The sequence below is a fragment of the Leptospira ainazelensis genome, from assembly GCF_016918785.1.
In the GTDB taxonomy this organism is placed as follows: Bacteria; Spirochaetota; Leptospiria; order Leptospirales; family Leptospiraceae; genus Leptospira; species Leptospira ainazelensis.
In genome coordinates, this window is record NZ_JAFFPT010000071.1 from 165,059 (window position 1) to 188,062 (window position 23,004).

Annotated in this window: 24 protein-coding genes; 15 read left to right on the plus strand and 9 right to left on the minus strand. The window is 44.2% G+C overall.

Going from position 1 to position 23,004, the window contains the following annotated elements; translation table 11 throughout:
* Nucleotides 1-56 precede the first annotated feature (56 nt).
* The 4 genes from JWG44_RS16540 to JWG44_RS16555 are packed head-to-tail and all read right to left on the minus strand — an operon-like array spanning nt 57 to nt 3,424.
* Complete coding sequence (locus JWG44_RS16540; RefSeq protein WP_205276101.1) at nt 57-680, minus strand: hypothetical protein; 624 nt, start codon at nt 678-680, stop codon at nt 57-59.
* Nucleotides 677-1,552, minus strand: a complete 876-nt coding sequence (locus JWG44_RS16545) for a peptidylprolyl isomerase (RefSeq protein ID WP_205276102.1) — start codon at nt 1,550-1,552, stop codon at nt 677-679. Before JWG44_RS16545 ends, JWG44_RS16540 begins: the two co-directional genes overlap by 4 nt.
* On the minus strand, nt 1,549-2,961 hold the full coding sequence (gene argH / locus JWG44_RS16550; RefSeq protein WP_205276103.1) for an argininosuccinate lyase: 1,413 nt from the start codon (nt 2,959-2,961) through the stop codon (nt 1,549-1,551). The genes JWG44_RS16545 and argH overlap by 4 nt, the downstream gene beginning before the upstream one ends.
* A gap of 22 nt (nt 2,962-2,983) precedes the next feature.
* Nucleotides 2,984-3,424, minus strand: coding sequence for a heme-binding domain-containing protein (locus tag JWG44_RS16555; protein WP_205276104.1), 441 nt, complete (start codon nt 3,422-3,424; stop codon nt 2,984-2,986).
* A gap of 113 nt (nt 3,425-3,537) precedes the next feature.
* Between JWG44_RS16555 and JWG44_RS16560 the strand changes: the two genes are divergently transcribed.
* Genes JWG44_RS16560 through JWG44_RS16570 form a run of 3 tightly spaced genes read left to right on the plus strand, consistent with a single transcriptional unit; the run spans nt 3,538 to nt 5,918 of the window.
* Nucleotides 3,538-4,002 carry an NfeD family protein gene (locus tag JWG44_RS16560; RefSeq protein ID WP_205276105.1) on the plus strand — a complete coding sequence of 155 codons (465 nt, stop codon included), beginning with the start codon at nt 3,538-3,540 and terminating at the stop codon, nt 4,000-4,002.
* A gap of 31 nt (nt 4,003-4,033) precedes the next feature.
* On the plus strand, nt 4,034-4,975 hold the full coding sequence (locus JWG44_RS16565) for an SPFH domain-containing protein (protein WP_205276106.1): 942 nt from the start codon (nt 4,034-4,036) through the stop codon (nt 4,973-4,975).
* Nucleotide 4,976: 1 nt separating this feature from the next.
* Entirely contained in the window at nt 4,977-5,918 is a 942-nt protein-coding gene (locus JWG44_RS16570; protein ID WP_205276107.1) for an SPFH domain-containing protein, read from the plus strand.
* A gap of 218 nt (nt 5,919-6,136) precedes the next feature.
* Here the strand turns inward: JWG44_RS16570 and fliN are convergent, their stop codons facing one another.
* Nucleotides 6,137-6,664, minus strand: a complete 528-nt coding sequence (gene fliN / locus JWG44_RS16575) for a flagellar motor switch protein FliN (RefSeq protein WP_205276108.1) — start codon at nt 6,662-6,664, stop codon at nt 6,137-6,139.
* Nucleotides 6,665-6,759: 95 nt separating this feature from the next.
* Here fliN and JWG44_RS16580 point away from each other — a divergent pair, with 95 nt between their 5' ends.
* The 4 genes from JWG44_RS16580 (at nt 6,760) to JWG44_RS16595 (ending at nt 10,286) form a co-directional block, all read left to right on the plus strand.
* Nucleotides 6,760-8,058, plus strand: a complete 1,299-nt coding sequence (locus tag JWG44_RS16580) for an AAA family ATPase (RefSeq protein ID WP_205276109.1) — start codon at nt 6,760-6,762, stop codon at nt 8,056-8,058.
* A gap of 136 nt (nt 8,059-8,194) precedes the next feature.
* Nucleotides 8,195-9,022 (plus strand): flagellar-coiling protein FcpB, encoded by an 828-nt coding sequence (gene fcpB / locus JWG44_RS16585; RefSeq protein WP_205276110.1) that lies wholly within the window; start codon nt 8,195-8,197, stop codon nt 9,020-9,022.
* 60 nt (nt 9,023-9,082) lie between these two features.
* Nucleotides 9,083-9,505 carry a hypothetical protein gene (locus JWG44_RS16590; RefSeq protein WP_205276111.1) on the plus strand — a complete coding sequence of 141 codons (423 nt, stop codon included), beginning with the start codon at nt 9,083-9,085 and terminating at the stop codon, nt 9,503-9,505.
* A 16-nt stretch (nt 9,506-9,521) separates the two neighbouring features.
* Nucleotides 9,522-10,286 carry a 16S rRNA (uracil(1498)-N(3))-methyltransferase gene (locus tag JWG44_RS16595; protein WP_205276112.1) on the plus strand — a complete coding sequence of 255 codons (765 nt, stop codon included), beginning with the start codon at nt 9,522-9,524 and terminating at the stop codon, nt 10,284-10,286.
* On the opposite strand, the gene impL63 is transcribed toward JWG44_RS16595, so the two are convergent.
* Nucleotides 10,283-11,935, minus strand: coding sequence for a cytoplasmic membrane protein ImpL63 (gene impL63, locus JWG44_RS16600; protein ID WP_205276113.1), 1,653 nt, complete (start codon nt 11,933-11,935; stop codon nt 10,283-10,285). The genes JWG44_RS16595 and impL63 overlap by 4 nt on opposite strands.
* A gap of 306 nt (nt 11,936-12,241) precedes the next feature.
* On the opposite strand from impL63, the gene JWG44_RS16605 reads away from it, so the two are divergent.
* The 3 genes from JWG44_RS16605 (at nt 12,242) to metW (ending at nt 15,385) form a co-directional block, all read left to right on the plus strand.
* Nucleotides 12,242-13,546 (plus strand): O-acetylhomoserine aminocarboxypropyltransferase/cysteine synthase family protein, encoded by a 1,305-nt coding sequence (locus JWG44_RS16605; protein ID WP_205276114.1) that lies wholly within the window; start codon nt 12,242-12,244, stop codon nt 13,544-13,546.
* A 113-nt stretch (nt 13,547-13,659) separates the two neighbouring features.
* Nucleotides 13,660-14,760, plus strand: coding sequence for a homoserine O-acetyltransferase MetX (gene metX / locus JWG44_RS16610; RefSeq protein WP_205276115.1), 1,101 nt, complete (start codon nt 13,660-13,662; stop codon nt 14,758-14,760).
* Nucleotides 14,761-14,767: 7 nt separating this feature from the next.
* Nucleotides 14,768-15,385, plus strand: a complete 618-nt coding sequence (metW, locus tag JWG44_RS16615; protein WP_205276116.1) for a methionine biosynthesis protein MetW — start codon at nt 14,768-14,770, stop codon at nt 15,383-15,385.
* On the opposite strand, the gene JWG44_RS16620 is transcribed toward metW, so the two are convergent.
* Complete coding sequence (locus JWG44_RS16620) at nt 15,382-16,437, minus strand: D-alanine--D-alanine ligase (RefSeq protein ID WP_205276117.1); 1,056 nt, start codon at nt 16,435-16,437, stop codon at nt 15,382-15,384. The genes metW and JWG44_RS16620 overlap by 4 nt on opposite strands.
* Here JWG44_RS16620 and JWG44_RS16625 point away from each other — a divergent pair.
* The 5 genes from JWG44_RS16625 to JWG44_RS16645 are packed head-to-tail and all read left to right on the plus strand — an operon-like array spanning nt 16,393 to nt 21,122.
* Nucleotides 16,393-17,877: a hypothetical protein gene (locus JWG44_RS16625; RefSeq protein WP_205276118.1), complete on the plus strand. Its 1,485-nt coding sequence runs from the start codon at nt 16,393-16,395 to the stop codon at nt 17,875-17,877. The two genes, JWG44_RS16620 and JWG44_RS16625, sit on opposite strands and share 45 nt — an antisense overlap.
* The gene (locus JWG44_RS16630; protein WP_205276119.1) at nt 17,874-18,653 is read left to right on the plus strand and encodes an MlaE family ABC transporter permease; all 780 of its coding nucleotides are present in this window, start codon (nt 17,874-17,876) and stop codon (nt 18,651-18,653) included. The genes JWG44_RS16625 and JWG44_RS16630 overlap by 4 nt, the downstream gene beginning before the upstream one ends.
* Nucleotides 18,654-18,656: 3 nt before the next feature.
* Nucleotides 18,657-19,421, plus strand: a complete 765-nt coding sequence (locus JWG44_RS16635) for an ABC transporter ATP-binding protein (RefSeq protein ID WP_205276120.1) — start codon at nt 18,657-18,659, stop codon at nt 19,419-19,421.
* Between the two features lie 33 nt (nt 19,422-19,454).
* Entirely contained in the window at nt 19,455-20,204 is a 750-nt protein-coding gene (gene mce, locus JWG44_RS16640; RefSeq protein WP_205276121.1) for a mammalian cell entry protein Mce, read from the plus strand.
* A 30-nt stretch (nt 20,205-20,234) separates the two neighbouring features.
* On the plus strand, nt 20,235-21,122 hold the full coding sequence (locus tag JWG44_RS16645; RefSeq protein ID WP_205276122.1) for an NAD(P)-dependent oxidoreductase: 888 nt from the start codon (nt 20,235-20,237) through the stop codon (nt 21,120-21,122).
* Here the strand turns inward: JWG44_RS16645 and JWG44_RS16650 are convergent.
* Nucleotides 21,082-21,627, minus strand: coding sequence for a GDYXXLXY domain-containing protein (locus JWG44_RS16650; protein WP_205276123.1), 546 nt, complete (start codon nt 21,625-21,627; stop codon nt 21,082-21,084). The genes JWG44_RS16645 and JWG44_RS16650 overlap by 41 nt on opposite strands.
* On the minus strand, nt 21,624-22,796 hold the full coding sequence (locus tag JWG44_RS16655; RefSeq protein WP_205276124.1) for a DUF2157 domain-containing protein: 1,173 nt from the start codon (nt 22,794-22,796) through the stop codon (nt 21,624-21,626). The genes JWG44_RS16650 and JWG44_RS16655 overlap by 4 nt, the downstream gene beginning before the upstream one ends.
* Nucleotides 22,797-23,004 lie beyond the last annotated feature (208 nt).

Sequence of the window (23,004 nt, forward strand, 5' to 3'; positions counted from 1 at the left end):
CTGGTTTATTTTCGGCAGTTTCTCCCAAAAGTATCGAAAAAATCCCTCTTTTTAGATCAACCCGGAGCTTTTGCGTCCTCTATGATCATCTCTCCAATGCGAATCAGACGTTTTAGAATCGATTCCACCTGATCATAGTCCTTGTAACAGGCTATCAACTTTTCCATCGGAGGTTGTAGGAGCGAAATCGCCTTTGCAGAGAGGACGAGAGAACCGAGGTTGTCTTCGTTTAACAAATGGAAGGATTCGAGTTCGGTTAAGAATCGGCTGATTTCCTTGATAAGAGCCTCGTCGGAAATATCGTTTTTTTCAAAATAAGATTCAATTTTTAGAATATAATCGGTAAGAACCTGTTTGATCCTCGCCTCGTCGTCGGTCGGTCTTCTTTTTGCGGTTAGAGAGTTGATAACTCCGTATTTCGACATCGCGGTTTCGTAATACGAATTTACTTCCTGTCTTTTGAAATGAACGATTCGAAAAAGTCGTAGGATTCCGACCAAACGATCCGGAAGATTTTTCCCTTCGTTGGTTTCCATGATTGCGACCCTACATTCGGACTCTTGAACCGAGAAGGTGGAAAGTTTTTCGAGAATACGATTCGTGCTGGAGCCGGAGGTATAAGCCCCCAACTCCTTCACGACCTCGAAAAAAATTCCGGTCTTATCCGATTCGGTCGTCATGGTGTCGGGGTCGCTGCCGTTCTTTTATCCACGATCAAAACTTTTTGGATCGTAGTTTTTGAATTTCCCGCGTTTACAATCTTGTCAACGACTTCGCTTCCGGAAATCAATTGTCCGAATACCGTATGAAGACCGTCCAAATGCGGAGTGTCGACTTGGTTGATAAAAAATTGAGAACCGTTTGTATTCGGTCCTGCGTTTGCCATAGCGAGCGCGCCCTTTACGGCTCTATGAGAATTTAGAGTTTCATTGTATTTATATCCGGTTCTAAAAAGAATTTCTAGGACCGATAATTTTTTTGCGTCCTCAAAGGCTTTTTCGATCTGTTCCCTTTTGGATTCGGCTTCTTCTCTGCTTTTGATTTGGAGTTCGTTAGCAACGGCTCTTTGCAATTGGTATTGATAGTAAGGCGCTTCTCCCGCTTTTAGTTTGTCCAAACCGAGGGATTTCCCGTTGATCTCGTCGTCGAACTCATACCCCGGTCCGCCGGTTCCGTCTCCTCTCGGACATCCTCCTTGGATCATAAAGTCTTTGATCACTCGGTGAAACGTAAGTCCGTCGTAAAAAGGTTTTTTCACCTTTTGTCCGAATCGAGTCGTGAATTCTTTTTCGCCTTGCGCGAGATCGATAAAATTCTGAACCGTCTTTGGCGCGTCCTGATCAAAAAGTTCCACCACAAGATTTCCTTGATTTGTTAGAAAGATCGCGTAGATCGCGGGTTTTTCCGGAAGAGGAACGACCGCGTTAGCCGGCCTAGGAACCACAACGGAAGAAGGCGAATAAGCAACCGGTTGGTATCTCGATTCCGCAAACGGATTTCGATTGCAGGAAAAAAAACAAAGTAGGAGTAAGATCCCGGAAAATTTTCTCATAACAGCCATTTTTCAGCTTCCTTCAAAGATTCCAGCGCAATTTTTAATTGTTCTTCCTGTCTTTTCCGGGAAGTTCCTCCATAGGAAATCTTTTTATCGGCGGAAAGCGAAAGAGAAACCGCGTCTTCGTATTCTTTTCCCGCGAAATGTTGCGAAACGGAAATTCGATCCGATTCGGAAAGATCAAAAAGAGTTTTCTTTTGTTCCACACAAACTCCCACCAAAGCTCCTACGAGTTCGTGAGCGGTGCGAAACGGAATCTTCTTTTCGTTTACTAAAAAATCCGCGAGATCGGTCGCGGTCGCGAATCCGTTTTTCAAAGAAGCCTCGGCTCGTTCCGGAACCCAGACCCAACCTTCGATCATAGCTTGGATTCCCTCCAAACTGATCTGAACGGTTTCGATCGAATCAAAAAGCGCGAGTTTGTCCTCCTGCAAATCCCGATTGTATGTGGAAGGAAGACCTTTCAACATCACCAAAAGATGATTTAGATTTCCGATCACCCTTCCCGACTTTCCACGGATGAGTTCGGCGATATCCGGATTTTTTTTCTGAGGCATGATCGAAGAACCCGTCGTCAAAGAATCCGGCAATTTTAGAATTCCAAATTCTTGAGAAGAATAAAGAATAATGTCCTCGCAGATCCGAGACGCGTGGATCATCAACTGGGTCGCGGCAAATAAGAATTGTAGAATATGATCCCGGCTTGCGACCCCGTCCATCGAGTTATGGGAAATTTTGGAAAGTCCCAATTCGTTTTTTAAAAATTCGCGATCGGTCGGATAGTTGACCCCGGCCATCGCTCCCGATCCGAGAGCCAATTCACTCGAAGCCTGTAACGCATAACGGATGAATTCCTGATCCCTTTCCAAAGCCCAGAACCAAGAAAGCAAATACTGAGACGCACGAATCGGTTGCGCTACTTGAAGATGTGTGTATCCGGGAATGATCACGTCCAAACTGAGTTTCGCTTTTTCATACAAGGAAGTTCTCAGGTTTACGATCGATTTTAGAATTCCCGTCCCTTGATTGAGAATAAAAAGTCTTACGTCCTGTGTGACCTGATCGTTTCTGGAACGGGCCGTGTGCAATTTTTTTCCGGTTTCACCGATCAGTTCGGTAAGACGGGACTCGATGTGCATGTGGATGTCTTCGAGTTCCGGTTTGAATTCAAGTTTTCCTTCTTCGAGTTCGTTACGGATCTGCGCGAGAGAAGTTTCGATTTGTGTTAATTCTTCTTTATTTAAAATTCCGATCTTTTGGAGCATTCTCGCGTGAGCGATACTTCCCTGGATGTCTTCTTTGTAGAGTTTGTGATCGAAGGAAACGGATTCTCCGATTCTTTCCAAAATAGAAGAGGCTTTTTCTTGGAACCTTCCGCCCCAGAGTTTTTTTTCTTTTTGAGTCATAAGAACTTAGTCAGTTTATTTTTTACGGTTCTTTCTGGAAGTCTTCTTCCAAACCCTGAATCCAGTTTTTGAGGATTTCCAATTCTTCCTTGGATATTTTTGAGTTTGGATGAAGAAGAACGTAATCTCCGAGAGGCATTTCTCCTTCTTCGAGCGCTTCCAGGATTTCGTCCCCTTTTTTGGCCTTTTCTTTTTTGCTCAGGGTTTCCCATTCCGAAAAATTCAACTCGGCTTTTCCTTCTTCCACGTGGTGATAGAGATAGACGTTGATCGGAAATACTTTTGTATACCAGGGCCAAACCGTAAGATCGGAATGACAATCGTAACAAGATTTCTTCAATATTTTTTTGACTTCGTCGACGGTTTGAATTTCATTCTCATTCTTTCCACTTGGAACGCTCAGAGGGAGAAATTGAAGCAATACGACTGCGGTTATCAAAACGAGCAAAATTCTCTTTTTCATACGGGTTTACCTTGGATCATTTCGATCTCTTCCCTTTTTTTTAAAATAGAAAAAACGGATTGAACTCTGAAAAAAATTTACGAATCTGTTCCACTCGGGAGAATGCGTCTTTCATGCCTGATTTTCTTTCCAATCTACCCGTGACCCTCTGGGTCGGCGGCGGAATCTTTTTGATTCTTGCCGAATTTTTTATCCCGGGAACCTTCGTTGCCTTTTTAGGTACTGCGGGAATTCTTACGGGAATCCTCGTGTATTTCTTTGACTTCGGCCTCGGTTGGCAACTGGGAATCTGGGCTTCCCTTTCTACCGGCCTTATCTATGTCGGAAGCCAGACCATCCGAAAGATCTTTCCGGCTCAGTCCGAACACGCGGTTCCCGCAAACGATCAGATCGGAAGACTGGTTCCGGTTGTCAAAGACGTCCTCGTGGAAAGAAAAGGAGGAAGGGTCATGTTCCAAGGTGTAGAATGGGATGCCGTCTCCAAGAAGACCCGGATTCCGAAAGGAAGCCAAGCCAGGATTTTGAGCAGAGACAATCTTACATTTCTCGTGGAACCCTTGGAACTCCCCGAAGAATAAATTTAAAATCAAAAGATTAAAAGGAGAATTTATGTCCGCAGGATTTATTTTCACGTTACTCTTCATTGCGTTGATCTATCTGATTCGGAAGACGTTTATCATCGTCCCGCAACAGTACTGTTTCGTCGTGGAAAGAGTCGGAGTTTTCAAAGGAGCTTTGGAAGCCGGATTTCACTTTCTTTGGCCGATCATCGAAATCGTAAAATACAGACAAAATCTAAAAGAGATAGCGATCGATATTCCTCCCCAAATGTGTATCACAAAGGACAACGTGTCCATTGCCGTGGACGGAATTCTCTACCTAAAAGTTGTGGATCCGTATAAGGCTTCCTATGCGATCGAAAACTTTATGCTCGCGACACAACAACTCGCACAAACTACTCTGCGCTCCGAAATCGGAAAACTCATCCTCGATCAGACCTTTGCGGAAAGGGACGACATCAATTCGCACGTTGTGCGCGCTTTGGACGAAGCCACCGATCCCTGGGGAATCAAGGTCACTCGTTACGAAATCAAGAACATTTCTCCTCCAAAGGAAATTCTTCATGAAATGGAAGAACAGGTAAAGGCCGAACGTGTAAAACGGGCCGAGATCACGATCTCGGAGGGAGAAAAACTTTCTAGGATCAATCGTTCGGTCGGAGAAAGAGAGGAAGCGATCAACGTTTCCGAAGGGGAAAAGATGAAAAAGATCAACGAGGCCGACGGAAAGGCTTTGGAAATCGAAGTCATCGCCGCCGCCAAAGCAAAGGGAATTCAGATGATCGCGGAATCCATTTCGAGAGAAGGCGGTTCCGAAGCGGTAAACCTTCAAATCACCGAAGATTATCTCACGGGACTTGGAACAATTTTGAGCGAATCCAAAACTACGATCCTTCCCGCGGAACTCGCAAACATTGCGGGCGTTTTTGAAGGACTTTCCAAAGTGACCGGCAAACTTCCCGAGATCAAAGCGGGAAAGGAGGAGAAGTAAGATGTTTTTTCAAACCGCACAAACCACTTTCGTAACCATATTCTGGACTCTATTCGGAATCTATTTTGCTTATAAACTCTATCGTTCGATCCGGATCGTCTCCGCTCAGGATTGTATCGTCGTGGAAAAATTCGGAAAATACAGCAGAACCTTACACGCGGGTCTTCATCTTCTCTGGCCTTTTATCGAAAGAGACGCCTACTACCACACTCTCAAAGAACAGGCGACCGACGTTCCTCCGCAAACTTGTATCACAAAGGACAACGTAAAAGTCGAGATGGATGGAATTCTTTATCTGAAGGTTTTGGATCCTCACAAGGCGAGTTACGGAATCAACGACTATCAGTTTGCTTCTTCTCAACTTGCGCAGACTACGATGCGCGCGATCATCGGAACGATGGATCTGGACGTAACCTTTGAAACAAGGGACGCGATCAACAGCAAGATTCTCGAGGTTTTGGACTTAGCGACCGAATCCTGGGGAATCAAAGTCAACCGTTACGAAATCGTAAATATCACTCCGCCAAAGTCGATTTTGGAAGCGATGGAAAAAGAGAAAAAAGCTCAGATCACAAAAAAAGCCCAGATCTCCCTTTCCGAAGGGGACAGAGACGCGAGAATCAATCGATCTCTTGGTTTCAAAGAAGAAGCGATCAACAAGTCCGAAGGGGAAAAACAAAAACGGATCAACGAGGCCGAAGGGGTTGCAAAAGAAGTGGAAGCCATTGCCATCGCGACCGCAAAAGGAATCGAACTCCTCGCTCAGTCGATCAACTCCAAAGGTGGAAAGGACGCGGTCAAACTCAGAATCGGTCAGAAGTTCATCAAAGAATTTGAAAAGATCTCCGGTAAAAAAACCGAAATCGTTCTTCCGATGAATCTCACAAATTTCCGTTCCATCCTGAAATCGGTCTTAGGAACGATGGATTCGACCAAGGGATAAGAATTTTTGAAATCGTCCGCAAAAGAGCAGGATTGAAATCCGAAATCCTACTCGGATTCGGATTTCAGCGTCTTACAAGTCTAAATAGGACTTGTTTTGTAGAAACAATCAAAACTCCGAAGTTTCCAAAAAAGACAAATCGGAAACAAAAAAACCCGGCGAACGCGAGCCGGGTTTTTGATTCCAACAGAAAATTCGAATCTACGAATATTCTAAAATTATAATCTTCTACTTTGATCCACGATCTCGGTGATCTGAATCCCGTAAAAATCGTCCATCGCTACCAGTTTTCCGCGGCCCACCAAACGACCGTTTGCAAGAATATCCAAGTCCTCTCCGACGTTCTTGTCGAGTTCCACGACGGTTCCTTCGTTCAGTCCGTTTACGTCCTTGATATACATGTTGGTTCTTCCCAGCTCCACGGTCAGAGCGAGATTTACGTCCATGAGCAAGTTTAAATTTGTGGATTGAGAGGGTGAAGTTTGACGACTGGATGGTCTTGGAGCCGAGGTCGGAGCCGCCGAAGGTCCAAGAGCCGCCGAAATATCCGCAAACGAAGGAGAATCCGATCCGCCACCGCCGCCAAAAGCGTCGCCGCCACCGCTTCCTCCGCCGCCTAAGAGAGAATCCAATTCTCCGCTTAGATTAAAATCGGACCCGCTGCCGCCGCCTCCGGCCGGTGCATCTCCCCCGCCGCCCGTTAAAAGCGCGTCTATGTCTTCCTGCGAGAGTGACCCTTCTCCCATTTTTCCTTCTCCTAACCGAATCCGATAGTAAAGAAATCGACAGAATCCAAGATTCCTACAAGAGTATTTTCAGATTCTTACGAGGTATTATTCGATTGAGTTCCTCTTTTACACCCGACGCTTCTTCCGGAGATCCGATTTTTTCCGAAGTGGATTTTACAAAAACAAAAACGTTTCTTCACGGAGAACTGACCGCGCTCGGATTTTCGAGCACGGACCTGCCCGTCGTGTCTTCCGAAAAAAAGGATCTCAAGATCGAATTTCAGGTGTCTTCCATTTCCAAGTCCGCCCTTTTGGATTGTCTTCAGATTCTAAAAAATCATATCGAGAATCTAAGAATTCACACCTTTGAACCGGGTTATTATTGTATTCAGGCGCTGAACGAAAATCTGTTTGAAACCAAAAACCTCCTGGATACGATCCGCTTTCGATTCTACTCCGGAAGGACAAAAAATCGAGTCGAAATCACGAAAAAGGGAGATTTCACAAGAGAAGAACTTTTCGCGACGCTTTCCCTTTTCAAATTCTTAAAATCCGGAAACAACGCGGAAACCGCAAAGCCCGAAGAATTGCTGGCCGCCCTAGGTGTGGAAGTTTTTGATCCGATCGACGCCGAAAAAAAAGGAAAAGCCCTCACCTTTGAACACGTCGCCGGATATGAAGGTGTCAAACAACAGATCTTAGAATCCATCATTCTTCCTCTCAAAAATCCGAATCTTCTTTCGGAAGTTTCCAAACTCACCCGAAAGTTTCCGACCGATATCCGTCCAAGAGCGGTTCTTTTTGAAGGAGATCCCGGCGTAGGAAAAACTACGATGGCGAGGGTTGTCTCTTGTATGACAGGACTTCCTCTCATTTACGTCCCGGTGGAATCCATCATGAGCAAATACTACGGAGAAAGCGCTCAGAACATGGCCTATGTCTTTGACGCCGCCGCCCTCTTTCCTGCCTGTTTGATCTTTTTGGATGAAATCGATTCTTTGGCGGGAAGTCGGGAAGAAGGAATGTTTGAAGCGACTCGGAAAATTCTTTCAGTCCTTTTACGAAAGATCGACGGATTTAGCAGTCAGAGAAATTCCATAACGATCGGAGCCACCAATCGAAAACAGGATCTCGATCACGCCCTTCTCTCTCGATTTGACAGATCCATCTACTTTCCGTTACCCGACGCGGACGAAAGATCCAAGGTTCTGGAGACATATGCGATTCATCTGACGGAAACGGAAAGAATCGAGGTCGCCAAAGGACTCAAAGGACATTCCGGAAGAACGATCCGTGATTTCTGTGATCTCGTGGAAAGAAAATGGGCTTCTTACCTGATTGAAAAAGGATTGAATCCGGTCCCACCACCGTATGAACTGTATTTGGAAACTAGCTCCGTTTCTTCGAAATAATCGCTGATTTTTCAATAAAAAGTGGTTCCTTCATTCAATCCGGAGTCTATTATTCCGATAATACACATAGGGTTCTATAATTAGGCAAAAACTAATTAGAGAATTCAAATATCCGCTTCACTAAGGACAAGGGGAAATGAAACTTCAAAAGTTATTTTTAGTGGTTCTCGTAGCAATTTCAACTGCGGTATTTTCTCAGCAAAATTCCAACGCAGAACAGAAATCACCGTCGGACGCGCAATTGGGCGCATCCATTCTCGATACGGAAAAGAAACTGGATGAGAAAGTATTCGAACTCAACCAAAGACTCACACGTCATACGGTTCTCATGAAAATGAAAGTTCGGGTTCTTCCTTTTAGAACGGTTCTTTTTAAAGGGAAAGCAAACAACGACGAGTGTACTCCGGCTCTCAACCAAGAAGATCCGGCAAACAACTGTATTCGAGTGGAAGTTTACGATTTTATCCGCGACGAAGAAAGAGGTTTGAACAAGGTAGTTCAAGGATCCCTCGCAAAATACATGGAAATCTACTTCGAAGGTCAGAACAGCAACGATCCTGAACCTAGAACGGAAGCTCCAAGAAACATCAACCGACTCAAATCCAAAATTTATAAAAACAACATGATTTTGGAAGACAAGATCATTTCCGAAGTTATCGACAGAGGACCGAACACACAACCGGCTCACAACGATAAGGTGGAAATTTTCTTCCAAAAAGACGGATATCCGGAATACGGTCGTCCTGAAACTCCCGGTGAAAAAGGTGTTGGAAAATACATTCTTGCCGGTGTGGAAAACACAAAAACTCACCCGATCCGTAACTCTTTCAAAAAAGAATTTTATATCAAACACTTGGATCAGTTTGATAGACTCTTTACTAAAATTTTCGATTATAACGATCAGTTAGGAAACGAAAATTACAAAGAGAACGTAGACGCTCTAAAGGAATCTCTCCGCTACTAAAAAGTGCGTTACATTCTCCCCTGTCCCCGATGCCAGACGGAACTCAGGATTCCCATTGATTTGGGAAAACTGACCGTCCGGTGTCCGCGGTGCTATGAATCATTTTTATTCGATCCGGATTCCACTCGTCAATACACGGCCGGATATTTTGAAACGGACTCAAAACCAAACAGTCCTTATCGTAAAACTTCTCTCGAAACATTCTGGGAGAATTTAAAAAATTCCTTTTCCGGTTTCAAAACAAGATTTCAAGACTTGGGAAGTTTGGGACAAACCCCGGGAAAACGTTTTGCAAGAAATCTGCTTCTGATTCTTCTTGCCATCGGAATCGTTCGGACCTGCTTTTTTTCACCGATTACCGATTCTCAAAACTCGAGTCCCGTTCCAAATTCTTCTCAAGAACCGCAAGAATCGACTCCTCCGGAACCTTCAGTTCCAAATCCGCCCAACGAATCGGAACCAAATCCCAAATTTCAAATCTAATTCTTGTTTTGCAAAAGTGAACCTGCTGATCTGCAAAGAAGAATGGAGAATCGGAAACTCCGACCGTTTTCGAATTCTCGATCCGATCAAGATCAAACATATATCCGAAATTTTAAAAAAACAAATCGGAGATCGGCTTAGAGCGGGAATCGTCGACAAAAACCTCGGACAATTGCGGATCGAAACACTGGGTCCAAAGGAAATCGTAGGATCTTACAGACCGATTCTAAACCCAAAACGCCGTTTTCCGGAGGTCCATCTTTTGCTCGCGGTCAATCGTCCTCCGACGGTAAGAAAGATTCTCGAACTTTCAGGAACCTGGGGTGTGGCCTCCATTCGATTTTTTCTCGCAAAAAATTCTCGAAAGGATTATCTCACCTCCCCCGTTTGGAAACCGGAAGAAATCGAAAAAGAACTTCTGGAAGGAATGGAACAAGGTAAGAATATTTTTTTACCCAAAATCGAATCGGATTTTGAAAATCGCCCGGAAACGGTACTTTTTGAAAAAACAAAGGATCTGGATTTTACCTTTCGATTTGTATTGGACAGAAAGGGAAAATCGATCACTCGAATTTTCGAAGAATTGCATAACAAAAATTTAGAATATTCAGAAAATAGAATTTTGGTAGCGCTCGGACCTGAAAGCGGTTTTGTAAAAAAAGAGATCGGCTTTTGGAAGGACAACGGATTTGAAAGTGTCACCGTTTCCAGTCGAGTCCTGAGAACTGAAACCGCAGTCGCTTTTTTACTCTCAAGATTGGAAGAAAAATCCTTCTTTTAAAAAGTTAGATTGCTCGAAAACAAAACCTTTTGCTCGTCCTGAGCGAGGTATTGATTGGAAGACGTGTCATAGACCCATTTTCTTACATTTTGAAGACGAACCGCGGCAAATCCAAGATTGACCGCAAGTTCCAAGGCGCCTTGAGATCGATCGTCCAAGATAAAGGCTTCTTTGTTTTCGTTAAAACCTTTTTTCATATAATATCCGTTCACCAAAATTAAGGTTCCAAGAGGAATATAAATCCCGAGAAAAACCCTGGAGTTATCGGGTCCGGAATAGTTTTCGTAGTTTCCCTCCACCGCAATTTTATAAAAATTAAAAAGAACCGTTGTAAAATATCCTTTCACCTTTGGTCCGTCAGGATCCTTTAGTTTCGCGGCTTCGAGTTTTGTCTGAGGGATATTATTTTGTAAATTTCCCTGATATCTTTCCAATTCGTAAAAACTATCAAAATACATAGGAATATAATTCGCGGTCATATTCCGATACTCGGGTTTGATCTGAACGTAGACGTCTTTTCCGCCAAGACGCAAAACCGCACCATAGTGGGTTCCCTGGGCGCCGTCGATCTGTTTGATCTTATTGACGTCGTAATACGGAGTGAGCTCCACGTATTTCGCGCTCAGAAGTTTGTATTCGAAGTCGTAACCGCTGATCGTCAATTTTTCAACCGACTTTACAAGCGGGTTGTCATTGTCGTCGACTCTGAGTTTTCCGGTGGTATCAAACTTCAACTCGGTGGGGGCCTTGTTATCAAAGGCGGTTGTATAACCGATCGCAAATCGATTGGAAAAATTATCCTGGTTAAAAAGTTCTTTTAGATTCTGATTTTTTTCCGGCTTTTTATCGGCGGGAATCATTTCCTCTTTTTTTTCTTTGGTCTTTTGGTCTTCGATCAAGGCTCGATAGGATTCTTTTTCCTCCGCTCCCACTTCTTCGTAGACTTTTTTCCTTCCCGCCTCGTCCGCGACGTTTCCTTGTCCTACGGTCAACATCGCAAAGGTTTTGGATCTTCCGCTAATAATATCATAAAGTTTGAATCCTACCGCAAACGGGCGAATATAAACTCGAGCAGAACTGACCTCTCGGGAATAGATCGAGTTTGAAAAAACCTGAACTCCCCCAAAGTCACTGTTCATATCCGCTTGCAGACCGACGTTGTAAACGTCCAATCTCTGGTTATTGATGTATCGATTTACGATCGTTCCGTGTCCAATATAACCGTCGAACATCTTCCCCAAATACGCGGAATACGTAATTTCTCCGGGAGTATATTTTCCGAACTGACCAAACCAGATATTATTGATCAAACGGAGATAGTCGCTTTTTTCATTGTAATCAAAGGCTCTTAATTTCCCAATCTTCGAATTTTCCTGCTTCGGTTCCACGTCATAGAGGAGAAAGTTTAAAGGAACCGTAAGGGAAGCCCCAAAATCCCCTCCAAAGTTGAAGTTCGCAGTCGGGGCAACGTAGAGATAATAATCCTTATCATACTTATTGATCCCCAAATCGTAGGTAAAAGGATCCGTAGGATGCATATACTGCCTTCCCGGAGGGGTCCAGAGTTGAGTTCCCTGGGCAAAAATTCCGGAAACTGTTACCAAGAATAAAAAAAGGAAGTAAAGGAAGTATTTCGAACGTTTGATCATAATTTGGATCAGTTTAAACCAACGAAGTTTCGAAAAGGAAACCTTCGTTCAATTCTCTCCGTCAAGGGTCTCACACGATTATCGGTTTGGACGAGGCCACTTTCTGAATGTACAACCACTGAAATTCCAGAAATTCCACTGTGAATGGGCATCGGAGAGAGAATGGAATCAGAATCCGTAGAAAATGCAATGGAAATTTTTTGCCAAACCCATCCGCGTAAACAGATTTTTAGTCCAATATAACGGATTTTTGCTTGACTTATTCTGTATCGATTCCAAGATTCGAAAAAAGGAGAACTAGATTCCATGCCTAGAAATTATAAACCTGAGACAATCGCACTTCACGGTGGTCAGACTCCCGATCCAACGACAACTTCCAGAGCCGTTCCACTCTATCAAACGACTTCCTATGTCTTTAAAGACACGGACCACGCCGCCAGACTCTTTGGCCTGCAAGAATTCGGCAATATCTATACAAGATTGATGAATCCAACGACCGACGTTTTGGAACAAAGAGTAGCCGCTTTGGAAGGTGGGGTCGCCGCCCTTGCCACCGCATCCGGTCAAGCGGCCGAAACTTTAGCGCTTTTGAATATCGTAGAAACCGGTCAAGAGATCGTAGCTTCCGCTTCTCTTTACGGAGGAACCTACAACCTTCTTCATTATACATTTCCTAAATTGGGAATCAAGGTTCACTTTGTGGATCCTTCCGATCCTGAAAATTTCAGAAAGGCAGTGAACGACAAAACGAGAGCGTTCTACGCCGAAACCGTCGGAAATCCAAAGTTAGACACATTGGATCTGGAAGCGATTGCGAAAGTCGCTCACGAGTCGGGAGTTCCCTTCATCGTAGACAACACTCTTCCTTCTCCTTATTTGGTAAATCCGATCGAACACGGGGCCGACATCGTTGTCCATTCTCTTACAAAATTTTTAGGCGGTCATGGAACTTCCATCGGCGGTATCATCGTCGATTCCGGTAAGTTCAATTGGGGCAACGGGAAGTTTAAGAATTTTACCGAGCCCGATCCGAGTTATCACGGACTGAAATTCTGGGACGTCTTCGGAAAATTCGAACCGTTCGGTGGAGTGAATATCGCCTATATCATCAAAGCAAGAGTCCAAGGTTTGAGAGATACGGGAGCTGCGATTTCTCCTTTTAACGCTTGGCAGATCATCCAAGGTGTGGAAACCCTTCCTCTCAGACTTCGTAAACATTCCGAAAACGCTTTGGCCGTCGCCGAGTATCTAAGCAAACACCCGAAAGTATCTTGGGTCAACTATCCAGGTTTAAAAACGGATAAGAACTACGCTCTTGCTAAAAAGTATCACAAGAGAGATCTTTTCGGCGCGATCTTAGGTTTTGGCGTCAAAGGCGGAGTCGCGGAAGCGAAGAAGTTTATCGATAACCTGGAACTCTTCTCCTTGCTCGCAAACGTGGGAGATGCGAAATCGCTCGCGATTCATCCGGCTTCTACGACTCACCAACAACTAACGGCCGAAGAACAACTTTCCGCAGGTGTGACCCCGGACTTTGTTCGTCTCTCCGTCGGTCTGGAAAACATCGACGATATTCTTTTCGATTTGGATGAAGCTCTGAAGAAAGTTTGATCTATAACGAATCGAACTTTTTTAGGTATAGAAAGCCACTTTTCTTTTCAAAGCCGGTCCAAGAAAGTAACTGAAAAGTTATCCGATGGAAAGAAAAGTGGCAACCAAATTGTATGAATGAGACGGGATCGATCGGAATTGTAGAAACAAAATTTGCGGAGTTCAAAGAACTTCCTTTGGACAACGGGTCCGTCTTATCTCCCGTCACAATCGCCTACGAAACTTACGGCTCGCTTTCCCCTTCCAAGGACAACGCAATCCTAGTCTGTCACGCTCTTTCCGGGGACGCGCACGCAGCCGGTTATAACGCTCCGTCCGATAAAAAACCGGGATGGTGGGACGATTACATCGGACCGGGAAAGTCCTTTGATACAAATCAGTATTTTGTAATCTGCTCCAACGTCATCGGCGGTTGTAAAGGTTCCTCCGGTCCTCTTTCGATCCATCCGGAAACCGGCACACCTTTTGGTTCTCGTTTTCCCTTTGTTTCGATCCAAGACATGGTGCGTGCTCAGAAACTTTTGGTAGAATCCTTAGGGATCACCAAACTTCTCTGCGTAGCGGGCGGTTCTATGGGCGGAATGCAAGCCTTAGAATGGAGCATCGCGTATCCGGATTCTCTTTTCAATTGTATCGTAATGGCTTCCACCGCCGAACATTCGGCGATGCAGATCGCATTCAACGAGGTGGGCAGACAAGCGATCGTCTCCGATCCGAATTGGAACAACGGTCTCTACGACGAAAATTCTCCGCGCAAGGGTTTGGCGCTCGCGAGAATGGTCGGTCATATCACATATCTTTCCGATGACAAGATGAGAGAAAAGTTCGGAAGAAATCCGCCTCGTGGTAACATTCTTACCACCGACTTTGCGGTGGGAAGTTATCTCATCTATCAAGGTGAAAGTTTTGTGGACCGTTTTGACGCAAATTCTTATATCTACGTGACCAAGGCTTTGGATCACTACAGTTTGGGAAAGGGCAAAGAATTGACCGCGGCTCTTGCCCCTGCGACCTGTAGATTTTTAGTAGTCTCTTACAGTTCTGATTGGTTGTATCCGCCGGCTCAGTCGAGAGAAATCGTAAAGTCTCTCGAAGCCGCGGACAAACGAGTTTTTTACTTGGAACTTCAATCCGGAGAAGGTCACGATTCTTTCCTGCTCAAGAATACGAAACAAATCGAAATCCTAAAAGGATTTTTGGAAGGTTCGAATTAATCCGATCATGACTCCTCTCGAAAAAAAAACATCAGTCGATCTCACTCTCAAAGAAAGACCCGACTTTGCCTATATTCTCGATCTCATTCCTTCCGGATCAAGGGTGTTGGATCTCGGTTGTGGAAACGGAACCCTTCTCTATCTCTTAAAAGAAAAAGGAATCCGCGGCCAGGGAATCGAAAAAGACGAAGACTGCATCGTGGAATGTATCCAGCGCGGAGTGTATGTTCATCACGGTGATATCGACGAAGGACTTGAACACCATCAAGACAAACGTTTTGATTTTGTGATCCTCAACCAAACGATTCAGGAAACAAGAAACCCCGGTGAAATTTTGAAAGAATCCTTACGGATCGGAAAAAAAGTCATCGTCGCGTTTCCAAACTTCGGGCATTGGAACGTTCGTTGGACGATTTTGACGACCGGAAAAACTCCCGTAACCGATTTACTTCCCTATCGTTGGTTCAACACTCCGAATCTTCACTTTCTTTCCGTCCTGGATTTTCTCGAATTCTGCGAGATTCAAAAATTTAAGATCGAAGACCGGGCTTACTTTCGGGATTTAAGCCGGGTAACATTCAGGCCCAACTTCTTTTCCAAACTTGCACTTTTTGTAATATCCTAATCCAAGGAATGTTTGAGACCGATCTCGATCAGATCGGCGAAAACTTCCTCCATCGGAATTTTTGCGGCCGCCGCTTGTTGCGGAATCAGACTTGTCTCCGTCATTCCGGGTAACGTGTTGGTTTCCAAGATATGAGGTTCTCCGCCTACGATGATAAAATCGGTTCGGGAATAACCTCGGCAACCCAGAGATCTGTGTGCGGAGATCGCGAGTTCCTGCACACGTTTCATTTGTTCTTCGGGAATTCTCGCGGGAGTGATTTCGTTGGAACCGCCGGATTTGTATTTGGACTCGAAGTCGAAAAATTCTCCACCCGGAACGATCTCGGTTGCGGGTAACGCGATCGTTTGTAATTCTCCGTTACGATACCGTTCCAAAACTCCGCAGGAAACCTCGGTTCCGGCGAGAAAGGCCTGGCTCATCACCTTGGTATCGGTTTGAAACATGGAAGCCAATTCCGTTTCGAGTTGGGAAGAATCATTGATCTTATGCGTGGAAACGCTCGAACCCCCTTCCACGGGTTTTAAAAACTGAGGAAAACCGAGACTTGCGAGTTTGGAAACAGCGGTAGAAGGCGACGTTTCGTATTCCGCTTTCTGAATTTCAAAAAACCGAGCGACTTTTTGTCCTGTGTGCAAGAAAATTTGATTCGCTCGGGTCTTATCCATAGCGATTGCAGATGCGTTTACTCCCGATCCGGTATATGGAATTCTTAAAATGTTTAAAAAACCTTGGATCGAACCGTCTTCGCCCTTTCCACCGTGAAGACCTAAAAAGACGATTTCAGCGTCCAGGTTTGGGAGAATCGGAGACTTTTTTACGCCGTTTCTTTTTTGAAATTCTTCTAAAAAAGAATCCGGAGAATTGACTGACTCAAATGGGAGCTCCATCCGATACTCTAAAGGAACGACCCAATCTCCGTCCTTGGTCCAGAGAATGGGTTTGACCGAATGTCCCATCGTATGCAGAGTCTGACAAATAAAACATCCGGTTCGAATCGAGATACTGTGTTCCGAAGAACTGCCGCCAAAAAAGACTACAATCTTAGCCAAGAAAATTTCTCCAAAAGAAATGGGTTCATTCCAAACTTCGGGAAGAAGTTTAGAATCTTTTGCATCCTAATTCTTCTCTTCTCCTCTGAAAACATCTTTTCGGAATATCCCTCCAAACCGATCGGAGAATTCAAATCGGAGTATGATCAGTTCTGGTTTTTATATCAGAAAGAAATTCGAGCCGGAGAATCCGAAATCATCCTTCGTCCATTTTATTCCAGCTACAGAGAAGAGAAGTCAGCGTATCGATTTCAAACCTTTCTCTATCCGATCTATTACAGTGAAGAAACAAAATATTGGAAGGTCTGGACCTTTCTCTTTTTTATCACCGGAACTTCCCAGTTGCACGAGGACACGGGAGAAGATTCGGACGTCCTGACCCCGCTTTTGTTTTGGGGATCGGGTGATACTGCGAGAGAAAAGTATTTCGGCTTTTTTCCATTTTTAGGAAGAATGCGAAACAAGATCGCGTATTCCGAACTCAGCTTCGCGCTCTTTCCTTTGTATTCGAACTGGAAATACAAGGACTACGAGGCCACCGCGGTCTTATGGCCGCTCTTTCTCTACGGTTCTTCGGAAACGAGGGAAGAATTCAGAATTTTTCCTCTGTATTCCAAAAAGATCCATCGTGGAAAGTATGAGCGTTATTCCTTTCTCTGGCCCTTCTTTCAGTGGGGGACCACATTTCAGGACAAAAAAGAGCCGGTCCGTTATACGCTCTTCTTTCCTTTTTTCGGCATCAAAGATTCCGAGGCGGGAAATATGAAATCGAGGGGATTTTTGATTCTTCCGCTTTTGGGATCGTTTATCGGTTACGGATATGACAATCGTACGGGAGAAAAGGATTTTAACGCCCTCTTCTTTTTTATCCAATACGGAAGCAACCAGGACGAAGATTACAAAAAGCTAATTCTCTTTCCGTTTTACGGAAACTACCGGTTTGCATCCAAACAAACGACTTTTATAACGCCGTTCTACTTTCATCTTCAATCCGATACGTATCATATTCAATCGGATGATACGTTTTTGATTCCGTTTTTTTTCAATTCGAAAAGGCATTATGTGCAATGGGAGCGCGACGAACGTTATCTCAAAGTGTGGCCTTTTTTTAAATACCAAAAGGACAGAGAAGGAAACGTGATCTGGAATTTGCTATCGCTTTTTCCGATCAAATCGGAGGTCGTTGATCGAATCTGGGATCCTCTCTGGTCCGTCGTGGAATATCAAAAACTTTCCAACGGAGAAAAAAGATTTTCAGTTTTGATGAGGGCGTATTCTCAAAGATGGACGGAAACCGAGTTCCACGCGAGCGTTCCCTTTGTTTTGGAACTTTCCCTGACTCCGGAAAAAACTTCCTGGAAATTCCTTTACGGTCTCATCGGTTATGAAAGAATCGAATCGAATCGGAAGCTACAACTGCTCTGGTTTATCAAAATATGATTGAAAATTTAAAGTCCAGATCCACCGAATTTTTCTACGCGAGCGGTTTTACGATTCTCTTGGTTTATGAGAGTATTCTAAATCTTCCTTACAGCTTTTTTAAAAGAAAAGAGATCCTGGATCAGATGTATATCACAGGCGTCGGGAGTATCTCGGTAGTATCGATCGTCGCCGTTTTTACCGGAATGATCATGTCGCTTAACACCGGTCTTGGATTAAAAGACTTCGGAGCGGAAGGACAGATCGGCCTTTTGATGACGATCACGCTGACCCGCGAGATGTCTCCCTTTATGACCGCCTTGATTCTTTCCGCTTCGATCGGATCCGCGATGGCGGCCGAAATCGGAACGATGAAAGTCTCCGAAGAAATCGACGCCCTCGAAGTGATGTCCATCGATCCGGTGCGTTATCTGATCTTTCCGAGGATCTTAGGATTTTCGGTAATGGTTCCGGTTCTTTGTGTCTATTCTACGATTTTAGGAATTATCGGAGGAGCGATCGTCGGTTATTTTCAATTGGGAATCGATTATTTTACTTATTTTAGAGACGTCTTTGATCGAGTCGCATCCATTCCGGGGCTGAAAGATTTGTATGTGGGAATTCTCAAAGGTTTTATCTTCGGGATCATCGTATCCGCAATCTCCTGTTCCCACGGTCTCAGAACTTCGGGCGGTGCGATCGGAGTCGGTCGCGCGACCAGAGAATCGGTCGTGACTTCGTTTTTAATGGTTATTTTTACGGGTTATATGATCACCGCCCTTCTTTATAGAGAGTAGAATATGGAACCACTCGCAATCGAGCTCAAAAACATTCACAAAAGTTTCGGAAGTCGAAAGATTCTTTCCGGACTGGATCTCCAAGTGAGAAAGGGAGAAACCGTTGTGATCGTGGGTCCGTCCGGTACCGGAAAATCGGTCACACTCAAACATATCACCGGACTTTTAGAACCGGATGCAGGGGAATGTTATATCTTTGGAGAAAGTATCTCCAGAGTGAAGACCAAAACCAAAGAGAAGTTGCGCGCGAGAATGGGAGTTTTGTTTCAGTCGGGCGCCTTGATCAACTGGTTGACGGTTTTTGATAACGTCGCCCTCCCTTTACGGGAACACAAATTGGCGCCAGAGGAAAAAATTCGCGAAATCGTAATGGAAAAATTAAAATTAGTGGATATGGTGATTGCAAAAGACAATTTTCCAAACGATATCTCGGGCGGAATGAAAAAAAGGGCCGGCATCGCAAGGGCGATCACAACCAATCCGGAGATCATTCTTTACGACGAGCCTACATCCGGCTTGGATCCGGTGATGTCTAACGTGATCAACGAGTTGATTCTTGAAATCCAAAAAGAAACCGGAGCCGCGCAGGTCGTGGTCACTCACGATATGTCGAGCGCTTATATGATCGCGGATCGAATCAGCTTTGTGTATAAAGGAAAGTTCGTTTTTACCGGAACGCCGCAAGAGATTCAAAACTCGGACAACGAACTGATCCAACAATTCATTCACGGCAAAACAAAGGGTCCGATGATCCTGGAAACAAAATAGAATCGATCGAAAGATCCATTAGGAGATACGAATATGAGTTCACTGCGTTATTTGCTCGTCGGAATCATCTTTACCGCCGCAGTCGGAGTCGTGGGTTATTTTACGATCATCACCGAAGGCGGCCCCGTAAAAAAACGCGGCGAATTTATGAAAATCACCTTTCGAAACGCGGAGGGAATCAAGGTCGGAAACAAAGTGACCGTCCAAGGAGTTCCCTTCGGTTACGTTTCCTCGATCCGACTCATACAAATCGACGAAAACGGACTCGAAGTGCAGACCGGAGATTTGGGAATCGGAACCCGAGTGGAAGTTACTCTTCTTCTAAAGGAAAAAATCCGACTCTATGATAACTACGATATCATCATCAAAAACGAAAGTCTTTTGACCGGGCGGGTCATCTCGATCGATCCGGGAACGACCGACCCCGAATCCCAAAAACTAAAAACGAGATCGACACCGGTAACGATGATCGACTACAAAACCGCGGGAGCTCTAAAGGGAAGGGTTTTGCAGGATCCTTTGGTGAGTTTATCCGAACTCATCTCCGAAAACCGAGGAGATATCCGGCGAACCTTTTCCAATATCGCCGATATCACGACAAAGATCAACACCGGGGACGGAAGTTTAGGAAGGTTGATCAATAACGACGACGTTCACAAAAACGTAAACACGGTTTTGACGGACGCCCAAATCGTATTACGGGAACTCAGAGAAGGATTGGAAGACACAAGAGAACAGGCTCCTGTGACGAGCTTTATCAGAGCCGCTTTGAGCGCTTTTTAATATTCTAATTTATTTTAATTCTATATTCTAATGAATAAATATACCATTTCTATCATAGGCGTCGGAATCATGGGACGCGGTATCGTTTCCAATCTTCTCAAAACCGGCCACAATGTTCGATTGTATTCCAGAAGCCCGGAAAAAATCCAGGATCTCAAAAACGAAGGATCTCAAATTTTTACCGAACCGGCCGAAGCCGCAAAAAAGAGCGATCTTGTAGTTCTTTGTCTTACAGAAGACGAAGTCGTGGAAAAGGAAGTTTTCAGCTCGGGTCTGTTGGAAATAAAACCAAAGATCGTTCTGGATTGTGGGACAACGTCCCTACCCCTCACACTTCGATTAGCGAAAGAATGTTCGCAGAAAAATATTCGATTTTACGACGCACCGATGACTGGGTCGAAAAACGCAGCAAGAGACGGTCAGATTCTTTTTATGATCGGAGCGAAAAAAGAAGAAGTTGCGGACTTTCAGTTCTTCTTGGATATCTGCGGGAAAAATACGGTCTATTGTGGTGAAGTCGGCGACGGGCAAAAAGCGAAACTCGCCTTAAATCTAATCCAAGCGGGAATTTTTGAAGTTTATATGGAAGGGTTTGCGCTCGTTCAAAATTCCGGCGTAAATGCGGAAATCCTAAAAGACATCCTTCTCCAATCCGCCGCCAAATCCGGAATCGCCGAGTTTAAATTTCCTTTCGTATTCAGCGGAAACTATGAAACTCATTTTTCCCTCAAGAACATGAGAAAGGACGTCTTTCACGCGATGGAACTGGCAAAAGAATCCAAGACGAAACTTTCCCTCTGCCAAAACCTCCCTGCAATCTACGACGCTGGGATGAATGCAGGTTTTGGAGAAAACGATTTTTGCAGCCTCAACGAGGTTACAGCGAGGATCCGTCCTCCCAGATCAGCGCATCCGTAATCGCTTTTCCATCCGGGTTCACTTTCAAACGAATGTGAACGTCTTTTTCTCTTCGAAAACGAGCCTCATATTCAAGCGCCTTTTGTTCGTTTACGTAGTATCTTTCGTTTCCGATTCTAAATCTTCCATACTCGCAGGTTCCGCGAAGATAAACACGGCAAAGATCGCGGTTTTTGAGCGTAGTAGGATGACAACTTTCCACAAAAACGCCTTCCCCCTCCAGAATTTTTCCGGAATGAGAATAACAAACGCAGTGAGATTCTTCCGAATTTTCTTTTATAAAAATCCTCTCTGGATCGGTTTTTGGACAAAGAGAATCGGTCTGATAGGAAATATTATAACGAAGATAATGACCTGCGAGAAGATCCCGCGGATCGTATCCGCGAATCGGAAGAATCAATTCTTTGCCCGATTTTTTCCCGAACTCGAGATACAAGATTTCCGATGAGAAGAATAAAACCGGAATTCCAAAAGAAATCAGTAACAAATACTTTAGAATTCTCATTCTTCTCCTCCGAGTAAGTTTCTTACCTTAGCCTTGTATTTCAAATATCCGATCGTAAATCCGATGATCAAAAGTCCGGAAAGAATCAGTCCGAAACCCGTATAGGTCAAGGAACCGAAAACGTCGAAGTAAAAATACAAAAATCGAATCCCGATGATCGCGATCGAAAGATCGAAGATTCTTTTGTGGGAACGAAACGCGGACGCGATTCCCAACCAAAAAAGGATAAACAAAAGCGCGGGAATCAGAGAGATCAAATAATTCCAAACATACGAAAAGAAGGAAAAGGCTTGAACGTATTGAAACGGAAAGGGGAAAAACAAAAAGAAGAAAAAGAAAGAACTGATTGCGAGAGATTTTTTTTGACTCTTCGAGAAATCGTGATTTGCGATCAAAAGATAAGCGGCGGGAACAAAGGCTAACAAACGGATACAAAGCATTCGCCAAGGAAACTCGGACGAAAAAGCGATCCAGCCGAGATTCTCCGGCATTTCCGGGGGTCTTTTTTCTATAAAACCGCGAAAGGAACTTCCTGCGATCAAAAACAAAACGGTCCAGAAAAACAAAGATCCCTTTCTCGAATCCAAAGAAAATTTTTCGGAAGCTAACCAAAGCGTAAAATATCCAATGGTGGAAAAAAAGAAGTATTCGGTCCAATAAAGAGTCTCGCTGGAATATGCTTTTTCAAAAATCCACCCAGTGAGAAAGATCTGAAAACCGATCAACCAAAGATGGAGAAACGTCTTCGAATCCGTGGAAATCAAAAATAAGAAATTTAGAATACACCAAAGCATCGCCGCTTCGTAGTATTTTCCTTCGAGGTTGTAAACCTGCGAAACGAGTCCGATCATCCCCAAAATCAAAATGGAATTGAGAACTATCAATACGGTCAATAGATTCTGATTTTCCCGTTTTAAAAATCCTGCGACTCCGACGGAGGTCAAGACGAGGAGCGCCGCGCTCAATTTTACAAAATCGGAAATCTCTTCCCAGTTTGCGGCGATGACGGCGATGATCCCGATTCCGATCACCACAACCCCTAAAATTAGAAAAGAATAATATAGATAAGGTGTTTTTCTGTTTTCTTCAAAACGGAGAATCGAATCGGATTCTTCCATACCGATCAAACCCGCTTCCACCCATTTTTTAAGTTTGTGTTCCAGACGCATAGATGGCAAAACTTTATCGATGCCAAAAAAGAATACAAGAAGTTTTCGGTTCCCCGGATACGCTTCCGTGAAGTTATGATTTTGGAAGAGACGTTTTATTGAATTCGAAATTTCCAGAAGTCGATTTTAGAAAATGTTGCCCCCGGATGAGAACGCTCTTTCTAATTTCAATAGAGAAACGTTTAACAAAAAATCCTTCGATATCTCT